General features: G+C 75.6%; 13 protein-coding genes. 5 read left to right on the forward strand and 8 right to left on the reverse strand.

The window, feature by feature from the left end; all coding sequences use genetic code 11:
• On the reverse strand, positions 1–1,009 hold a 1,009-nt coding region (locus tag ACFU5J_RS20490; protein WP_430579953.1), incomplete at its 3' end, for a glutamate--cysteine ligase.
• Between the two features lie 129 nt (positions 1,010–1,138).
• Here ACFU5J_RS20490 and ACFU5J_RS20495 point away from each other — a divergent pair.
• Positions 1,139–2,527, forward strand: a complete 1,389-nt coding sequence (locus ACFU5J_RS20495; RefSeq protein ID WP_430579954.1) for a pyridoxal phosphate-dependent decarboxylase family protein — start codon at positions 1,139–1,141, stop codon at positions 2,525–2,527.
• Positions 2,528–2,617: 90 nt separating this feature from the next.
• Here the strand turns inward: ACFU5J_RS20495 and ACFU5J_RS20500 are convergent, their stop codons facing one another.
• The 4 genes from ACFU5J_RS20500 to ACFU5J_RS20515 form a co-directional block, all read right to left on the reverse strand.
• Positions 2,618–4,765, reverse strand: coding sequence for a 3-hydroxyacyl-CoA dehydrogenase NAD-binding domain-containing protein (locus ACFU5J_RS20500; RefSeq protein WP_430575902.1), 2,148 nt, complete (start codon positions 4,763–4,765; stop codon positions 2,618–2,620).
• A gap of 5 nt (positions 4,766–4,770) precedes the next feature.
• Positions 4,771–6,021 (reverse strand): thiolase family protein, encoded by a 1,251-nt coding sequence (locus ACFU5J_RS20505; RefSeq protein ID WP_430575901.1) that lies wholly within the window; start codon positions 6,019–6,021, stop codon positions 4,771–4,773.
• Between the two features lie 180 nt (positions 6,022–6,201).
• A complete protein-coding gene (locus tag ACFU5J_RS20510) occupies positions 6,202–7,431 on the reverse strand; it encodes an HRDC domain-containing protein (RefSeq protein ID WP_430579955.1) in 1,230 nt (409 codons plus the stop codon).
• A complete protein-coding gene (locus ACFU5J_RS20515; RefSeq protein ID WP_430575899.1) occupies positions 7,428–8,078 on the reverse strand; it encodes a DUF3000 domain-containing protein in 651 nt (216 codons plus the stop codon). The genes ACFU5J_RS20510 and ACFU5J_RS20515 overlap by 4 nt, the downstream gene beginning before the upstream one ends.
• Positions 8,079–8,284: 206 nt before the next feature.
• Between ACFU5J_RS20515 and gndA the strand changes: the two genes are divergently transcribed.
• Genes gndA through ACFU5J_RS20530 form a run of 3 tightly spaced genes read left to right on the forward strand, consistent with a single transcriptional unit; the run spans position 8,285 to position 12,331 of the window.
• Positions 8,285–9,721, forward strand: a complete 1,437-nt coding sequence (gene gndA / locus ACFU5J_RS20520) for an NADP-dependent phosphogluconate dehydrogenase (RefSeq protein WP_430579956.1) — start codon at positions 8,285–8,287, stop codon at positions 9,719–9,721.
• Between the two features lie 7 nt (positions 9,722–9,728).
• Positions 9,729–11,060, forward strand: a complete 1,332-nt coding sequence (locus tag ACFU5J_RS20525) for a hypothetical protein (RefSeq protein ID WP_430579957.1) — start codon at positions 9,729–9,731, stop codon at positions 11,058–11,060.
• Positions 11,057–12,331: a hypothetical protein gene (locus ACFU5J_RS20530; RefSeq protein WP_430579958.1), complete on the forward strand. Its 1,275-nt coding sequence runs from the start codon at positions 11,057–11,059 to the stop codon at positions 12,329–12,331. The genes ACFU5J_RS20525 and ACFU5J_RS20530 overlap by 4 nt, the downstream gene beginning before the upstream one ends.
• Positions 12,332–12,395: 64 nt before the next feature.
• Here ACFU5J_RS20530 and ACFU5J_RS20535 read toward each other — a convergent pair whose 3' ends face one another.
• Positions 12,396–12,893: a hypothetical protein gene (locus ACFU5J_RS20535; RefSeq protein ID WP_430579959.1), complete on the reverse strand. Its 498-nt coding sequence runs from the start codon at positions 12,891–12,893 to the stop codon at positions 12,396–12,398.
• A gap of 74 nt (positions 12,894–12,967) precedes the next feature.
• Positions 12,968–13,762 carry a dihydrofolate reductase family protein gene (locus ACFU5J_RS20540; RefSeq protein ID WP_430579960.1) on the reverse strand — a complete coding sequence of 265 codons (795 nt, stop codon included), beginning with the start codon at positions 13,760–13,762 and terminating at the stop codon, positions 12,968–12,970.
• Between the two features lie 38 nt (positions 13,763–13,800).
• Here ACFU5J_RS20540 and zapE point away from each other — a divergent pair, with 38 nt between their 5' ends.
• A complete protein-coding gene (gene zapE, locus ACFU5J_RS20545) occupies positions 13,801–14,886 on the forward strand; it encodes a cell division protein ZapE (protein ID WP_430575893.1) in 1,086 nt (361 codons plus the stop codon).
• 33 nt (positions 14,887–14,919) lie between these two features.
• On the opposite strand, the gene ACFU5J_RS20550 is transcribed toward zapE, so the two are convergent.
• Positions 14,920–16,563: a hypothetical protein gene (locus tag ACFU5J_RS20550; protein ID WP_430579961.1), complete on the reverse strand. Its 1,644-nt coding sequence runs from the start codon at positions 16,561–16,563 to the stop codon at positions 14,920–14,922.
• Between the last annotated feature and the right edge of the window lie 131 nt (positions 16,564–16,694).

Genomic DNA, 16,694 nt, shown 5'->3' on the forward strand with positions numbered 1-16,694 from the left:
ACAGCCGTCCGAGCAGCTCGGTGACGGCGTCCAGGTCCCCGGCGTCGACCAGCGCCTCGCGCACGTGCGCCACGAGCTGCCCGACGACGTCGTGCGCCGGCGCGGGCCGCCACGTGCGGGGCGACAGCAGCTCGGTGGCCAGCCCCGACCGACCGGCCCGCCACGCGGCCGTGCGCAGCAGCTCGGGGCGCAGCACCGGCGCGGCGAGGCCGTCGGTCGCCTCGCGCGCCGCGGTCTCGACGAGGCCGCGGGCGAGGGCGCCGAGCAGGGTGGCGGTGTCGGCGTCGAGGCAGACGTCGGCGACCCGGACCTCCACGGTGGGGTAGCGGGAGGACAGCCGGGCGTCGAAGTAGACCATGTCCTGGTCGAGGATCGTGCCCGTCGCGACGAGGTCGTCGACCGCCTGCCGGTACGCCTCCGGCGAGCCGAACGAGCGGGCGGGCCCGGACGTGGGCCAGCGGGCCCACACCTGCGAGCGGTAGCTCGCGAACCCGGAGTCCTCGCCCTGCCAGAAGGGGGAGTTCGCGCTCAGCGCGAGCAGCACCGACAGCCACGGCCCGATGCGGTCGAGGACGGCCACGCCCTCGGCGTCGTCGGCGACCGCGACGTGCACGTGGCACCCGCTGGTCAGCTGTTCGCGGGCCGTGAGGCCGAACGCCGCACGCGCCTCCAGGTAGCGCAGCCGCGCCACCGTCGTGCCCTCGAACCGCCACGGGGACGTGGCCAGTGCCGCGACGCGCGCCCCGACCCGGTCGGCCGCCGTCTGGGCGCGCTCCCGACCGGCGCGGATCTCGGCCGCGAGCTCGGTGAGGTCGCTGCGCGGGTGCGTCGCCGTCTCGAGCTGCTCCTCCATGAACTCCGTCTCGAGCGCCCCACCGCCGGTCTGCGCCGAGGCCTGCGGCGCGCCGTCGACCTCCGCCGCGTCCAGCGCCTCGGACGCCCGCGCCACGGGACGCCCGTCCGCTCCGACCAGGAGGAACTCCTCCTCGATCCCGATGGTCCGCTTCATCGGGGAAGTGTCACACGCGCCCGGCCGCCGCCGGAAGTTTCCCCCGGCGGGACGGTCGCGGCCCGGGGCGTGGCCCCCGGCCCCTCGGTACGCTGGGAGGCCCGAGGCCGGTCGCGAAGGAGCACCCGGATGACCGTGCGAGGCAAGGACTTCGACGGCGCGCTGGACCGCGCCGCGCACCACGCACGAGCCTGGCTCGACGGCGTGGGAGAACGCTCCGTCCCGCCGCGGGCCGACGCGGACACCGTCGGACGGACCCTCGCGGGTCCGCTCCCCGAGCGCGGGCTCGCGCCCGACGCGGTGGTCGACGAGCTCGTGGACCGGGTCGAGCCGGGGCTCATGGCGATCGGGTCGGGGCGGTTCTTCGGTTGGGTCATGGGCGGCACGCTGCCCGCGGCGCTGGGCGCCGACTGGCTCGTGAGCGCGTGGGACCAGAACGCCGGGATGCGGTTCGCCACACCGGGCGTCGTCGCGGTCGAGGAGGCCGCCGGGCGGTGGGTGCTGGACGCGCTCGGCCTGCCCTCCGGCTCCGACGTGGGCTTCGTCACCGGTGCGACGACGGCGAGCTTCACGGGGCTGGCGGCGGCGCGCGGGGCGGTGCTCGCCCGCGCGGGGTGGGACGTTCACGACCGGGGCCTGACCGGCGGGCCGGCCGTGCGCGTGCTGGTCGGCGCCGAGCGGCACGACTCCGTCGACCTCGCCCTGCGGTACCTCGGTCTCGGCGTGCCGACGGTCGTGCCGGCCGACGACCAGGGTCGGCTGCGCACCGACGCCCTGGCCGCCGCGCTCGCGGACGGCCCCGCCGGGGCGCCCACGATCGTCGTCCTGCAGGCCGGCAACGTGCACTCCGGGTCGTTCGACCCCTTCGCCGAGGCGGTCCCGCTCGCGCACGACCACGGCGCGTGGGTGCACGTCGACGGCGCGTTCGGCCTCTGGGCCGCCGCCGCGCCGGAGCTCGCGCCCCTCGTGCGCGGGTTCGAGGCCGCGGACTCGTGGGCCACCGACGCCCACAAGACGCTCAACGTGCCGTACGACTGCGGCGTGGCCGTCGTGGCCGACCCGGCGGCCGTCCGCGCGGCGTTCGGCGTGCACACCGCGTACCTCGTGGACGCCCCGGGCCCCGGCAACCCGTACGACAAGGCGCCGGAGCTCTCCCGTCGTGCCCGCGGGGTGCCCACGTGGGCCGCCCTGCGCTCGCTCGGTCGCGAGGGCCTGGCCGCGCTGGTCGGCGGCCTGGCGCGTCGCGCCCGCGGGATCGCCGAGGGTGTGGCGGGTATCGACGGCGTGCGGGTCGTCAACGACGTCGTCTACACGCAGGTGTGCCTCGCGCTCGCCGACGACGCCCGCACCCGGGCCGCGGGCGAGCGGCTCGTCGCGGACGGCGAGACGTGGATCTCGGGCTCGCGGTGGCAGGGCCGGGACATCCTGCGCGTGTCGGTGAGCAACTGGTCGACGGACGAGGACGACGTCGCGCGGACGGTCGAGGCGGTCCGGCGCGCCGCGCACGACGCGGCGTAGCGACCACGCACCGGTGGCCCGGTCCCGAGGTCGGGACCGGGCCACCGGTGCATCGTGAGCCGTGCGGCTCGGGTCACCGAGGAGGGCGTGTCAGGCGACGGCCTCGGGGACGTTCGCGACGCCGTCCGGCAGGATCCGGCGTCCGAGGACCTTCTCGGAGTACCCGGTGCGGTCCAGGTACGGCGTGATGCCGCCGGTGTGGAAGCCCCACCCGGCGCCGAGGATCATGCACAGGTCGATCTGCTGCGGCCCGGCCACCACGCCCTCGTCGAGCATGTGGCCCACCTCGACGGTCAGCGCCGTGAGCACCGAGTCGAGGACGCCGGCGGCGTCGAGCACCGGAGTGCCCTGGCGGCCCGTCGTGCCAGCGGGCAGGGCCTCGCCGAACACGGACTGGATCGCCGGGTCCACCGGCTTCGGCAGCCCGGGGGCCGGGCGGTCCAGGACGACCCGCGTGCCGTCGGCCACGAGCTTCTCCAGGCCCGGCGACGTCGGGAACCGGTCGCCGAGGTCCTCGCGCAGCGAGGTGAGCACGTGCAGGCCCACCGCGGGCCCGACGAGGTCGAACAGCTCGAAGGTGGGCATCGGGAAGCCGAGCGGCGCGAGGGCCGTGTCGGCGACCTCGACGGACGTGCCGTTCTCGATCGCCTCGACGACCTTGCCCATGACGAGCACGAGCAGGCGGTTGACCACGAAGCCGGGGCGGTCGGCGACCAGGACGGCCGTCTTGCGCAGCTTCTTCGTGATGGCGAACGCGGTGGCGAGCGCCTCGTCGGAGGTCTCCGTGGCCTGCACGACCTCGACCAGCGGCATCTGGGCCACCGGGTTGAAGAAGTGGATGCCCACCACGCGCTCGGGGTGCTGGAGGTCGGCGGCCATCTCGGTGACCGACAGTGCGGAGGTGTTGGTCGCGAGGACCGTCTCGGGGGAGACGATGCCCTCGAGCTCGGCGAAGACCTTCTTCTTCAGGCCCATGACCTCGGTGACGGCCTCGACGACGACGTCGCACGACGCGAACTCGCCGATGTCCGTGGTGCCGTGCACGCTCGCGACGATGCGCGCGGCGGCCTCCGGCGTCATCCGGCCGCGGCCGACCAGCTTCTCGACGGTGGCGCGGACGAAGCCGAGGCCCTTGTCGACCCGCTCCTGGTCCAGGTCGCGCATGACGACGGGCACGCCGAGGCGCTGGGCGACGAGCAGCGCGATCTGCGCGGCCATGAGGCCGGCGCCGACGATGCCGACGCGGGTGACGGGGCGGGCGAGGCTCTTGTCGGGCGCGCCGACCGGCTTCTTGCCGCCGGAGACGAGCTGGAAGGCGTAGACGCTGGCGCGCATCTCGTCGGACATGATGAGGTCGGCCAGCGCCTGGTCCTCGGCGGCGAAGGCCTCCTCGCGGCTGGCCGTGCGGGCCGCCGCGAGCAGGTCGAGGGCGCGCCCGGGCGCGGGGCGCGAGCCCGCGACGACGGCGTCGAGCCGCTGGCGCGTGGCCGCGACGACCGCGTCCCACACGGGCTGCGGGTCCAGGTCGCGGCGCGGGACCTCGAGGTCGCCGCGCAGCACGCGCGAGGCCCACAGGATCGACTGCTCGAGGAAGTCGGCCGCCTCGAAGAGCTGGTCCACGAGGCCGATCTGCGCGGCCTCGGCCGCCTTGAACGGCTTCTGCGTGGCGGGGCGGGTGAGGATGACGTCGACGGCCTTCTCGATGCCGACCAGGCGCGGCACCAGGTAGGCGCCGCCCCAGCCGGGCACGAGGCCCAGACCGGTCTCGGGCAGGCCGAGCGCGGGGGCGTCGGAGGACACGGTGCGGTAGTCGCAGTTGAGCGCGACCTCGAGGCCGCCGCCGAGCGCCAGCCCGTTGACGAACGCGAAGGTGGGCACGCCCATCGTGTGCAGCAGCTCGTAGGCGGCGTGCCCGGAGCGGCCGAGCTCGAGCGCCTGCTCGTGCGACGTGACGGTGGAGACCTGCAGGAGGTCCGCGCCGGCGGCCAGGAAGTAGGGCTTGCCGGTGACGGCGACGGCGGCGATCTCGCCGCGGCCGGCGCGCTCCTGCAGCGCGGTGAGCGCCGCGGTGAGCTCGGCCATGCCGTCGGGGCCCAGGGTGTTGGGCTTGGTGTGGTCGAGGCCGTTGTCGAGGGTGACGAGCGCGAGGGTGCCCGCGCCGCCCGGGAGCTCGACGTCGCGGACGCGCGAGTGGGTGACGCGCTCGGCGCGGACGCCGGCGGTGGAGTTGTCGGTCATGCGGGTCAGTTCTCCTCGTCCGTCGCGGTGGTGTGGCCCGAGTAGTCGGCGTGGTGCGGGTTCTCCCAGATCACCGTGCCGCCCTGGCCGAGGCCCACGCACATGGTGGTGATGCCGTACCGGACCTCGGGGTGCTTCGCGAACTGGTGCGCGAGCTGCATCATCAGGCGCACGCCCGAGCTGGCCAGCGGGTGGCCCATGGCGATGGCGCCGCCGTACGGGTTGACGCGCTCGTCGTCGTCGGCGATGCCGTAGTGGTCGAGGAAGCTGAGCACCTGGACGGCGAAGGCCTCGTTGATCTCGAACAGGCCGATGTCGTCGATCGTCAGGCCGGCCTGGGCGAGCGCCCGGTCGGTGGCCGGGACCGGGCCGTAGCCCATGATCGACGGGTCGACGCCGGCGAAGGCGGAGGAGACCAGGCGCATCGCGACGGGCAGGCCCAGCTCGGCGGCGGTGTCGCCGGACGCCAGCAGCGCTGCCGTGGCGCCGTCGGTGAGCGGAGAGGCGTTGCCCGCGGTGACGCGGCCGCCGGGGCGGAACGGCGTCTTGAGGTTCGCGATGCCCTCGACGGTGGTGCCGGGTCGCGGCAGCTCGTCGGCGGTGGCGAGGCCCCAGCCCTGCTCGGCGGAGCGGACCGCGACGGGGACGAGCTCCGGGCCGACGTCGCCGTTGGCCAGGGCCTTGGCGTACTTGGCCTGGCTGTTCACCGCGTAGGCGTCCGCGCGCTCCTTGGTCAGGTGCGGGAACTTGTCGTGCAGGTTCTCGGCGGTGACGCCCATGTTCAGGGCCTCGGGGTCGACCAGGCGCTCGGAGAGGAAGCGCGGGTTGGGGTCGGCGTCGAAGCCCATCGGGTGGCGCCCCATGTGCTCGACGCCGCCCGCGACCACGACGTCCGCGCTGCCGGTCGCGATACCGGCGGCGGTCGTGGTGACGGCGGTCATCGCGCCCGCGCACATGCGGTCGATGGCGAAGCCGGGCACGGTGGTCGGCAGGCCGGCGAGCATGCCGACGGTGCGGCCCAGCGTCAGGCCCTGGTCGCCCTGCTGGGTGGTGGCGGCGATGGCCACCTCGTCCACCCGCTCGCCCGGCAGCTCGGGGTGGCGGCGCAGCAGCTCGCGCACCGCCTTGACGACGAGGTCGTCCGCGCGCGTCTCGGCGTACAGGCCGTCGGGGCGGGCCTTGCCGAACGGCGTGCGGACGCCTTCGACGAAGACGACGTCGCGCAGCGCGCGGCGGGCCGGGTTCCGGGTGGTCATGGCAGCTCCATCCACTGACGATGGTCGGGACTTCGGCGTCCGACGAGCGACGCCGCTCTCGGGGCTCGACCCGCGTGGGGCCGGCACCGAGGTACACGCTACCGCGAGTACCGGTAACGAGGATAGACCATCGTGAGACGCCGTATCAGCACCTGCCGCGCCGCCGTCGGACCGCCCGGCTCAGGCCTCGGCGAGGACCGACTCCAGGGGGACCGCGACCAGGTCGATCTGCCACGGCCGGGCGCCACGGCCCCGCAGGAACTCGGCGATCTCCGCCGCGCGGACGGGGTCCGGCGGCGTCCAGCACAGGCGGCGCAGGGCGTCCGGCTGCAGCAGGTTCTCGACGGGGACGTGGAGATCGCCCGACATCGTGCCGAGCAGCTCGCGGGCGCCCGTCAGGCGGCGGGCTGCGACGGGGTCTCGGTCCGCCCAGGTGCGCGGCTGGGGCGGGCCGTCCGTGCGCGGGCCGCGGTGGCTGGGCAGCCGGTCGTCCGGCAGCGCGAGCGCCTCGTCGATCGCCTGCTGCCACGCCGGGGCGCGGCGGCGCGTGGCCTTGCCGGCGAACTCGGGCAGCGCCACGAGCTGCGGCACGGTGCGGGGCATGGCCCGGGCGGCAGCGACGATCGCGCGGTCCGGCAGGACGCGCCCGGGCGACACGTCCCGGGTCCGGGCGTTGGCGTCGCGCGCCTGCCAGAGGCCGCGCACCACGGCGAGCTGTCGCCGGTCGCGCAGCGTGTGGGTGCCCGACGTGCGCCGCCACGGGTCCAGGCGCGGGGCCGGGGGAGCGGCGGTGCGCTCCGCCTCGAACTCCTGTGCCGCCCACTCGGCCTTGCCGGCCGCGTCGAGCCGCTCGGAGAGGCGGTCGCGCAGGTCCACCAGCACCTCGACGTCGAGCGCGGCGTAGCGCAGCCAGTCCTCCGGCAGCGGGCGCGTGGACCAGTCGACCGCGGAGTGCTCCTTGGCCAGGCCCAGGCCGAGCAGCTCGGCGACGACCGCGGCGAGGCCCACGCGCTCGAGGCCCAGCAGCCGCGCGGCGAGCTCGGTGTCGAAGACCCGCGCCGGGTGCAGCCCGTGCTCGGCCAGCCCCGGCAGGTCCTGGGAGGCCGCGTGCAGCACCCACTCGGCGTCGCCCACGGCGGCCCCGAGCGGGGAGAGGTCGGGCAGCGCGACCGGGTCGAGCAGGGCGGTGCCGGCACCCTCGCGGCGCAGCTGCACCAGGTACGTGGCCTGCCCGTAGCGGTACCCCGAGGCGCGCTCGGCGTCGGCGGCGACGGGCCCCGTGCCGCCCGCGAAGCGCTCGACGACGCGGTCGAAGGCGGCCGGCGTGTCGACGACGCGCCCGACCCCGTCCGCGGGCTCGGTGAGCGGGACGACGTCGGCGGCGGCGGACGGGGGGACTGCTGAGCTCATGGCCCCACGGTATTCGGTCGCGACGGGGGCCGGGTCGGGCCGTGGGTGCGACCCCCGGGTCGCGTGGGCAGCGCGGTGACGCCGTCGGGCAGGGGCGGGAGGCCGCCGGCGGTCGCCATGAGGTCCGCCCAGACCGCGAGGTGGACGCCGAGGGCGGTGTCGGTCGGGGTCCACGAGGCGCGGATCTCGAGGTCGACGGCGTCGGGCGTCGCGCCGAGGGCTCCGAAGCTCTGGGAGAGCACGCGGGTGACGGTCCCGCCGAGCGCCAGCGCCTCGACCCCGGCGGCGTCGAGGGCCTCGGTCACCCAGGTCCACGCGACGTCCGCGAGCAGCGGGTCCGCCGCGAGCTCGGGCTCGAGGGTCGCGCGCACCAGCGTGACGACGCGGAACGTGCCCTGCCAGGTCTCCTGGCCCTCGGGATCGTGCAGGACGACGAACCGGCCCGTGGCGACCTCGTCGCCGTCGGGCTCCGCCACCTCGCCCTCGAGGGCGACCGACCACGGGGCGATGCGCGTGGGCCCGGGGATCTCCGCGAGGTGCACCTCGCCGCGCAGCCGCCGCTCGCGCAAGGACGCCAGCGCGGCCGCGAACGGGGCGGGCGCCTGCCTGGGGTCCTGCCTGGAGTCGCCCGTGCGGTCGCCGGTCACGCCTGCCACCGTACGGCGCCCGGGCCTCCGGTCGGGGAAGCGACGCGGCGGGGACCTCCGGTCGTGTCCGGATCGTGATGGTCCGTACACCTCGCGCGCGGCGCCGACTACGCTGGACCCGGCTCCCCGGGCCGGGGCGGGCGCGCCTTCGTCGCCGCCTCCCGACGACGCCCGACCGACCGAGAATCGACGGAAGCAGGGAAACGATGACAGCTCGTGCCCAGATCGGCGTGACCGGACTTGCGGTCATGGGCCGCAACCTCGCCCGCAACTTCGCGCGGCACGGGTACACGGTCGCGGTGCACAACCGGTCGTACGCGAAGACCGAGTCGCTCGTCGCGGACGCCGGTCACGAGGGCGACTTCGTGCCGTCCGAGTCGATGGCGGACTTCGTCGCGTCCCTCGAGCGGCCGCGCAAGGTCGTGATCATGGTCAAGGCGGGCGCCGCCACGGACGCCGTGATCGACGAGCTCCTCCCGCTGCTCGACGAGGGCGACATCGTCGTCGACGCCGGCAACGCGCACTTCCCCGACACGATCCGTCGCGAGAAGGCGCTGAGCGAGAAGGGCCTCCACTTCGTCGGCACCGGCGTCTCCGGCGGCGAGGAGGGTGCGCTCAACGGCCCGTCGATCATGCCCGGCGGCACCCGCGAGTCCTACGCGAGCCTCGGCCCGATCCTCGAGGACATCTCCGCGAAGGTGGACGGCACCCCCTGCTGCACCTACGTCGGCCCCGACGGCGCCGGCCACTTCGTCAAGATGGTGCACAACGGCATCGAGTACGCCGACATGCAGCTCATCGCGGAGGCCTACGACCTGCTCAAGCAGGGCCTGGGCGCGTCCGCCGCCGAGATCGGCCAGATCTTCGCCGACTGGAACACCGGCGACCTCGAGTCGTTCCTCATCGAGATCACGGCGGACGTGCTGCAGCACGTCGACGCCGCGACCGGCAGCGCGTTCGTCGACGTCGTGCTCGACCAGGCCGAGCAGAAGGGCACCGGCCGCTGGACCGTGCAGAACGGCCTCGACCTGGGCGTGCCGATCACCGGCATCGCCGAGGCGACGTTCGCCCGCGCCCTGTCGGGCTCCGTGCCCCAGCGCGAGGCCGGCCGCGCCGCGCTGCCCGCCGACGCCGGCTCGTGGGACGTCACCGACCGCGCGGCGTTCGTCGAGGACGTGCGCCTCGCCCTGTACGCCTCGAAGGTCGTCGCGTACTCGCAGGGCTTCGACCAGATCGCGGCGGCCTCCGCCGAGTACGGCTGGGACGTCGACCGTGGCGCGATGGCCCGCATCTGGCGCGGCGGCTGCATCATCCGCGCGCGCTTCCTCAACCGCATCACCGAGGCCTACGAGCGCGACGCCGACCTGCCGCTGCTGCTCGCGGACGAGTACTTCACCGACGCCGTCGCGAACGGCCTCTCGGCCTGGCGCCGCGTCGTCGCGCAGGCGGCCCTCAACGGGGTGCCCACGCCGGCGTTCTCGTCGTCGCTCGCCTACTACGACGGCGTCCGCGCCGAGCGGCTGCCCGCCGCGCTCATCCAGGCGCAGCGCGACTTCTTCGGCGCCCACACCTACCGCCGCACCGACCGCGACGGCACGTTCCACACCGAGTGGTCCGGCGACCGCACCGAGCAGGAGGCCTGACGCCACCGTGAGCACCCCCAGCACCCCGGCCGCGGGAGCACCCGCGGCCGCTCCCGGGTTCCGACCGGTCATCGTCGGGTCCGACATCGGCGTGTACGCCCTCGCCCGGGCGTTCCACGAGCGGTACGGCGTCCGCACCACCGTGGTCGCGTTCGCCGAGCCCGGCCCGATCGCGAACTCCCGCATCATCGACGTCGTCCTGTCCGGCAGCGAGCCCGAGCAGATCGTCGCGACCCTGCGCGAGCACGCCGCCGCGCAGGCGCAGACGGGCTCGCGGGACCGGCTCGTCGCGCTCACCAACATGGACTGGGCCGTCCGCACGCTCGTGCACCACCGCGCCGAGCTCGAGGGCGCGGGGTACGTCGTGCCCTTCGCCGACGTCGCGCTCATCGACCGCATCTCCGACAAGGCGGAGTTCGCGGCCGCGTGCGCCGAGCTCGGCATCCCCACGCCGGCCACGGTGATCCAGGACTTCGCGCGGGCCGACGACGCGGGCTGGCAGCCGGCGCCCGTCGCCTTCGACTTCCCGGTGATCGCGAAGCCGGCGAGCAGCGCCGACTACCACGGCGTGACGTTCCCCGGGAAGAAGAAGATCTTCGAGATCGCCACCCCGGCCGAGCTCGACCGGCTGATGATCTCCCTGCGCGAGGCAGGCTTCCGCGGCCGGTTCCTCGTCCAGGAGATGATCCCGGGCGACGACACGCAGATGCGTTCGGTCACCGCGTACGCGGACAGCTCCGGGCGGGTGACGCTGCGCGCGTCGGCCCACGTGCTCCTCGAGGAGCGCACCCCGGCCACCCGCGGCAACCCGTCGGCGATGATCGTCGAGCGGATCGACCCGATCCTCGACGCCGCGCAGCGGCTGCTCGAGCACACCGGATGGCGGGGCTTCGCGAACTTCGACGTGAAGCTCGACCCGCGCGACGGCGTGTTCAAGTTCTTCGAGCAGAACCCCCGGATCGGGCGGAACAACTACTACGTCACCGCGGGCGGCCAGAACGTGGCCGAGGTGCTCGTGGACGACGTGGTGCACGGCGTGCGCCGCGAGCCGGTGACGGCCGACCGCGAGGTGCTCTACGCCGTCGTGCCGCACCACCTGCTGCGCCAGTACGTGCTGGACCCGGCGCTGCGCGCGCGGGTGGTCGCGCTCATGAAGGCGCGCCGCACCGTGCACCCGCTGCGCTACAAGGCGGACTCCTCGCCCCGCCGCCGGCTGTACGTGCTCACCGCGCTGGTCAACCACTGGCGCAAGTACCGCCAGCACTACCCGCTGGACGAGCTGCGGCGCGTGCACGCCACCAACACGCCGGACGGCGCGTCCGGCCGGGTGAGCGCATGAGCCGCACCGCCGCGCCCGAGCCCCGGCCCGAGCTCGCGCCGGTCATCCTCGGCGGCGACATCGGCGTGTACGCCCTCGGGCGGGCGTTCCACGAGCTGTACGGCGTGACGTCGACGGTGATCTCGGGCCTCGTGCCCGGCCCGATCGCCGACTCCCGCATCCTGCGCACCGTGCAGGTCGAGGACAGCCACGACGAGCGCGGGCTCGTGGACGCCGCGCTCGAGGTGGCCGCCGAGACGCTCGCGGCGGACCCCGGTCGCCGCCTGCTGCTCCTGGCCAACTCCGACTGGCTCGTGCGCACCGTGGTCCGCCACCGCGGCGAGCTGGAGGGCGCGGGCTACGTCGTGCCGTTCCTCGACGAGGAGCTCCTGGACGACATCAGCGACAAGGCGACCTTCGCCGAGCTCGCCGAGAAGGTCGGCATCGCCGTGCCGCGCACGATCGTGCAGGACTTCGCCGGCGCCGACGACCCGTCGTGGCGGCCGGTGCCGGTCGACGTCGGCTGGCCCCTCATCGCGAAGGCGGCGAGCAGCGCGGACTACCAGGACGTCGAGTTCCCCGGCAAGCGCAAGGTGTTCGAGATTGGCACGCAGGCCGAGCTCGACGACCTGTGGCGCCGCCTGCGGGACGCCGGCTTCCGCGGCCGGTTCGTCGCCCAGGAGCTGGTGCCCGGCGACGACACCCAGATGCGCTCCATCACCGCGTACGTCGACGGGCGGGGCGTGGCCACCCTCATGGCGGGGGCGCACGTGCTGCTCGAGGAGCACACGCCGAACGGCCTCGGGAACCCGGCGGCCATGATCACGGGCGACCTCGGCGCGATGTTCGACCAGGCGCGCGCGTTCCTGGCGGCGACCGGCTACCGCGGCTTCGCCAACTTCGACATCAAGGTGGACCCGCGCGACGGGCGCTTCGCGTTCTTCGAGGTGAACCCGCGCATCGGCCGCAACAACTACTACGTGACCGCCGCGGGCGCGAACGTGGCGCGGTTCGTGGTCGCCGACCACGTGGACGGCGTGGCCCTCGAGCCGGTCGTCGTGAGCCGCGAGGTGCTCTACTCCATCCTGCCGACCAGCCTGCTGCTGCGGTACGTCCGTGAGGACGGGCTGCGGGCGAAGGTGCGCCGGCTCGCCCCGGACACCGCGCACCCCCTGGCCTACTGGGCCGCGGACGGCGGTGCCAAGCGCCGCGCCTACGTCGCGGCCGCGAAGGTCAACCAGGTGCGCAAGTTCCGGCAGTGGTACCCGGAGCCCACCGGCACGGGGTTCTGACGCGCGCAGCGTCCGGGCACGACGCGGGCCCGCACCCCACGGGGTGCGGGCCCGTCGTGCGTCGTCAGTCGCCGATCTCGCTGGTGCCCGCGTACAGGTGCAGCACCGGCGCCCGCAGCTTCTGCCGGGCGCGCGACGCCCAGTCCCGCCGGAGCGTGTCCGCGACCACGTGGGGGTAGGTGACCACGACGACGCCCTGCACGCCGTCGGGCCCGCCCTCGGCGCTGACCGCCGCGGCGAGCGCGGGCACGGGGTCCTCCGCGGTCACCTCGCCGTCGGCGGCGACCCCGGTGGCGCGCAGCAGCGTGAGGGACCGCTCGAGCCGGTCGGCCGCGGTGACCTTCGCCTCGTCCGGCGTGGGCTCCCGGCCGACCAGGTCCTCGCCGGCCTCGCGCAGCTCGCCGCTCCACAGGTGGTCGATGATCGCCGAGACGACGTCGGAGTCCGTGTCCTCGGGCACGAGGACCCGGTACCTCTCCGGCTGCTCGGTCTGCAGGTCCGCGATGTGCTGCACATCGGCGTCGGTGAGCGCGTCCTCGGTGAGGATGATGGTCGTCGGCATGCCAGCACCGTAGTCATCCGGGTCCCCGTCCGCGAGGTCAGGACGGCCCTTCCCGCGCGGACGTGACCAGTGCCTCAGCGCAGCAGCCAGCGGGCGAGGAGCGTGCCGGTGCCCGGGGCGTGCAGCAGGTGCCCGAGCCTGGCCGGCACCGGTGGCGTCGTCGGGACCCCCGCGGCCGGGGCGGCGCCCGGTCCGCTCGCGGGGGCGGCGACGATGCGCGACGGGCCGGGCCCGACGACGCGGGGGCTGGTGGTGACGCACAGCTCGTCGACGAGGCCGTCCCTGAGCAACGCGGCGAGCAGCGTCGGCCCGCCCTCGCACAGGACGCGCGCCAGCCCGCGCGCCGCGATGGCGGCGAGGCCGGCGCGGACGTCGACGTCGTCCGGGTCGTGCGCGGACGGCACCTCGAGCACGCGGTCCGCGGGCAGCAGGCGCGCCGCCGTCCGGGCCCCGGTGGCGCCGGTGATCATCAGGGGCGGCCGGTCGCCGTCGGCGAGCAGCTGGGGCACGCGGCCCGACCGCGACACGAGCGCGAGCTCCAGCGGCCGGTCGCTCGCGGCGGGCAGCCCCGCCGGGCGGTCGAGCGCGGTGTACCCCTCGTGGCGTGCGGTGCCGGCGCCGATCAGCACGACGTCCGCCGCGGCGCGGAGCACGCGGAAGACCCGCCAGTCCGCGTCGTCGTTGATCGACCCGGAGCGGTGGTCGGCGCCCCAGGCCGCGCCGTCGACGGTGGCGACCATGTTGGCCCGGACGTGCGGGGTGCCGGCGGGCACGGCGTGGAGCGACGTGAGCCGTGGCTCCGCCGGGTCCGCGGGCAGGTGCTCGGGGCCGGGGACCAGCAGGTCGAGCGGCGTCGTGGCAGATCTCACAACGGCCAGCGTACTGACGCGGCGTAGCCTTGACGGTCGTGACGCTCACGCAGGACGGCCCCGCGACGCCCCCGACCCCCGATGCTCGGGAGGGCGCGGTGCCCTCCCTGTCGGCGGTGCGCCCGACCGTCTCGCCGGACCGGCTGCTCGCCGATCTCGTGCCGCCGCGCCACTTCGCGCAGGCCCGTTTCTCGACCTACCGCGCCGACCCCGCGCACCCGAGCCAGACGACGGTGCCCGCCCGGCTGCAGGAGGTGGCCCGCGAGATCACCGCGGCGCGCGCCTCCGGCCTCAAGGCCCTGTTCGGCCGGCGCCGGGCGGTGCCCGCCGTGTACATGGACGGCGGGTTCGGCGTGGGCAAGACGCACCTGCTCACGTCCCTGGCGCACGAGGTCACCGCCGCGCTCGGCGAGGGGTCGGTCGCGTACGGCACGTTCGTCGAGTACACGAACCTCGTGGGCGCCCTCGGCTTCCTCCCGACCGTCGAGGCGCTCGCCACCCGCCGGCTCGTGTGCATCGACGAGTTCGAGCTGGACGACCCGGGGGACACGGTGCTGATGTCGCGCCTGCTGCGCGAGCTCGCCGACCGCGACGTCGCCCTCGCCGCGACGTCGAACACGCTGCCCGAGGCGCTGGGCGAGGGCCGGTTCGCGGCCGAGGACTTCCTCCGCGAGATCCAGGCGCTCTCCTCGCGCTTCGAGGTGCTGCGCGTGGACGGCGAGGACTACCGGCACCGCGCGGTGGTCACCGAGGCGGCGCCGCTGGCCGAGGACGTCGTGGCCCGTGCCGCGGCCGCCCACCCCGGCGCCGTGCTCGACGGGTTCGAGGACCTGCTCGCCCACCTCGCCACCGTGCACCCGAGCCGGTACGGCGCGCTGCTCGACGGCGTCGAGCTCGTGGCGCTGACCGGCGTGCGGCCCGTGCTGCGCCAGGAGGTGGCGCTGCGCCTCGTCGTGCTCGTCGACCGGCTCTACGACCGCGACGTGCCGGTGCTGCTGGCGGGCGACTCCGGGCAGCACCTGTTCACCGACGAGATGCTCCGCGGCGGCTACCGCAAGAAGTACTTCCGGGCGCTGTCGCGCCTGGGCGCCCTCGCCGAGGAGGGCCGCCGCCTGGCGGTCTAGCCCGGCGTCCCGGGCGCCGTGCGCGCCCGGCTGCTACCGGTCGACGGGGCCCGTGTGCAGCACGGCCGGCGACCGCGGCGGCAGCGAGAGCGTGCCCTCCGCGTAGGTGGTCCGGGCGGGGTCCCAGGCAGCGACGAGCCGGGTACCCTCCGGCAGGCCCGCGACGTCGAGGGAGGCGGGCTCGGTCCCGGTGACCAGCGCGACGGCGGTGCGGCCGCGGCGGCCGAGCAGCGTCGTCCCGTCCGTGCGCACCTCCACGGGGAGGTCGCGGTCCGCGGAGGCGGCCGGCCGAAGACCGACCAGCGTCCGGGTCCAGGCGACGAGCCTCCGCGACCGGGCGTCCCGCGCCGGGACGGGGACGTGCTCGGTGTCGAGCACCGGCGGCGTGCCGGCGAGGATCGCGAACGTGAGCAGGCAGGCGCGGTCGTCGTCGGTGACCCCCGCCGCCGCGAGGTCCGCGTCGAGCGCGTCGGGGGTCCAGGGCACGGAGCGGTTGGCCGCCGGCAACCGCGTGAGGTCCCGCACGAGCACCGAGGACGCGCGCTGGGTGGCCCGGTGGGCGCGCCGGAGGCTCGGCGGGCGCCAGGGGGACGTCGTGGGCGGGAAGACGTCCTGCGCGAGGCGCCGCAGGTCCTGGGCGCGGTCGTCGTCGCCGGGCGCGGCGAGGATGTCGTGCACGACGGTGGTCAGCCGGTCGCTGCGGCCCGGACCGTCCACGAGCAGCGCGACACGGCGGCCGAGCTGCTCGCCGAGCCGGTGGACGTCCTCCGCGAGCTCGCCCAGGAACGGCATCGCGGACCGGTCGACGAGCGCCTCGACGTCGAGCAGCAGCCCGTCGACGTGGAAGTCCCGCAGCCACCGTTCGGCGTCCGCCACGAGGAAGTCGCGCGGGCCGCGGCTGCCGCTGCCGTCGAGGTTGAGCCGCGGGCTGTCCGAGCCGGCGGGCCCGGGCCGGGCCCCGGTGCGGGGGCCGATCCGCGACCCCGTCGCGTAGGGGCCGAAGGCGTGCAGGCCCAGCCCGTCGGCGACGGCCCACCGGTGCGGGGCGTCGAGCACGACGGCGAGGCCGTGCGCGTGCGCGCGGTCGACGAAGCGCTGGAGCGCCCGGGGGCCGCCGAACGGCTCGTGCACCGCGAACAGGCGGACGCCCGCGGCGGGGCCGAGGTCGGCGTCGAACGCGGCGACGGGGGAGAGCTCGACGCCCACGACGCCCGCGTCCGCGACCTCGCCCAGCCGGTCGGCGGCCGCGTCGAGCGTGCCCTCGGGGGTGAACGTGGGGACGTCGACGCGCAGGAGGGCGCCGACGTCGAGGTCCGTCCCGCGCCATGCGGCGTCGGTCCAGGGGAAGTCGGGGTCGAGCACGCGGGAGGGCCCGCGCACCCCGTGCGGGAGCCAGGTGCTGCAAGGGTCGGGCACGGGGGTGGCCCCGTCGATCGAGAACGCGTAGTCCGTGCCGGCCGACAGCTCGGCGTCGGCGCGCCAGTAGCCGGGCTCGTGCGCGCCCACGAGGCGCAGCGGGAGCCGTTCGCCCGTGGCGGGCAGCACCACCTCGACGGTGTGCGCCCTCGGCGCCCACACGAACGGGCGCGGCCCGGGCCACCGGTCCTTGGTCCGCGGGAGCGGGGGAGGGGGTCCGGTCGCCGCCCTGTCGGCAAGGCCTGGATCGGCAGCGGTCACGGCGGACACTCTAGCCACGGGCACCGACCTTCGCGGCCCCAGTCCACCGGGTCGGGCGTGACGTCGGCGACGGCCCAGGCAGGGGCCGTGCGGCGGCCGCCCGGACGTCGTCCAGGAGGCGGAGAGACGGT

Origin of the sequence: Isoptericola sp. NPDC057559 (assembly GCF_042801555.1) — a bacterium.
Classification (GTDB): Bacteria; Actinomycetota; Actinomycetes; order Actinomycetales; family Cellulomonadaceae; genus Isoptericola.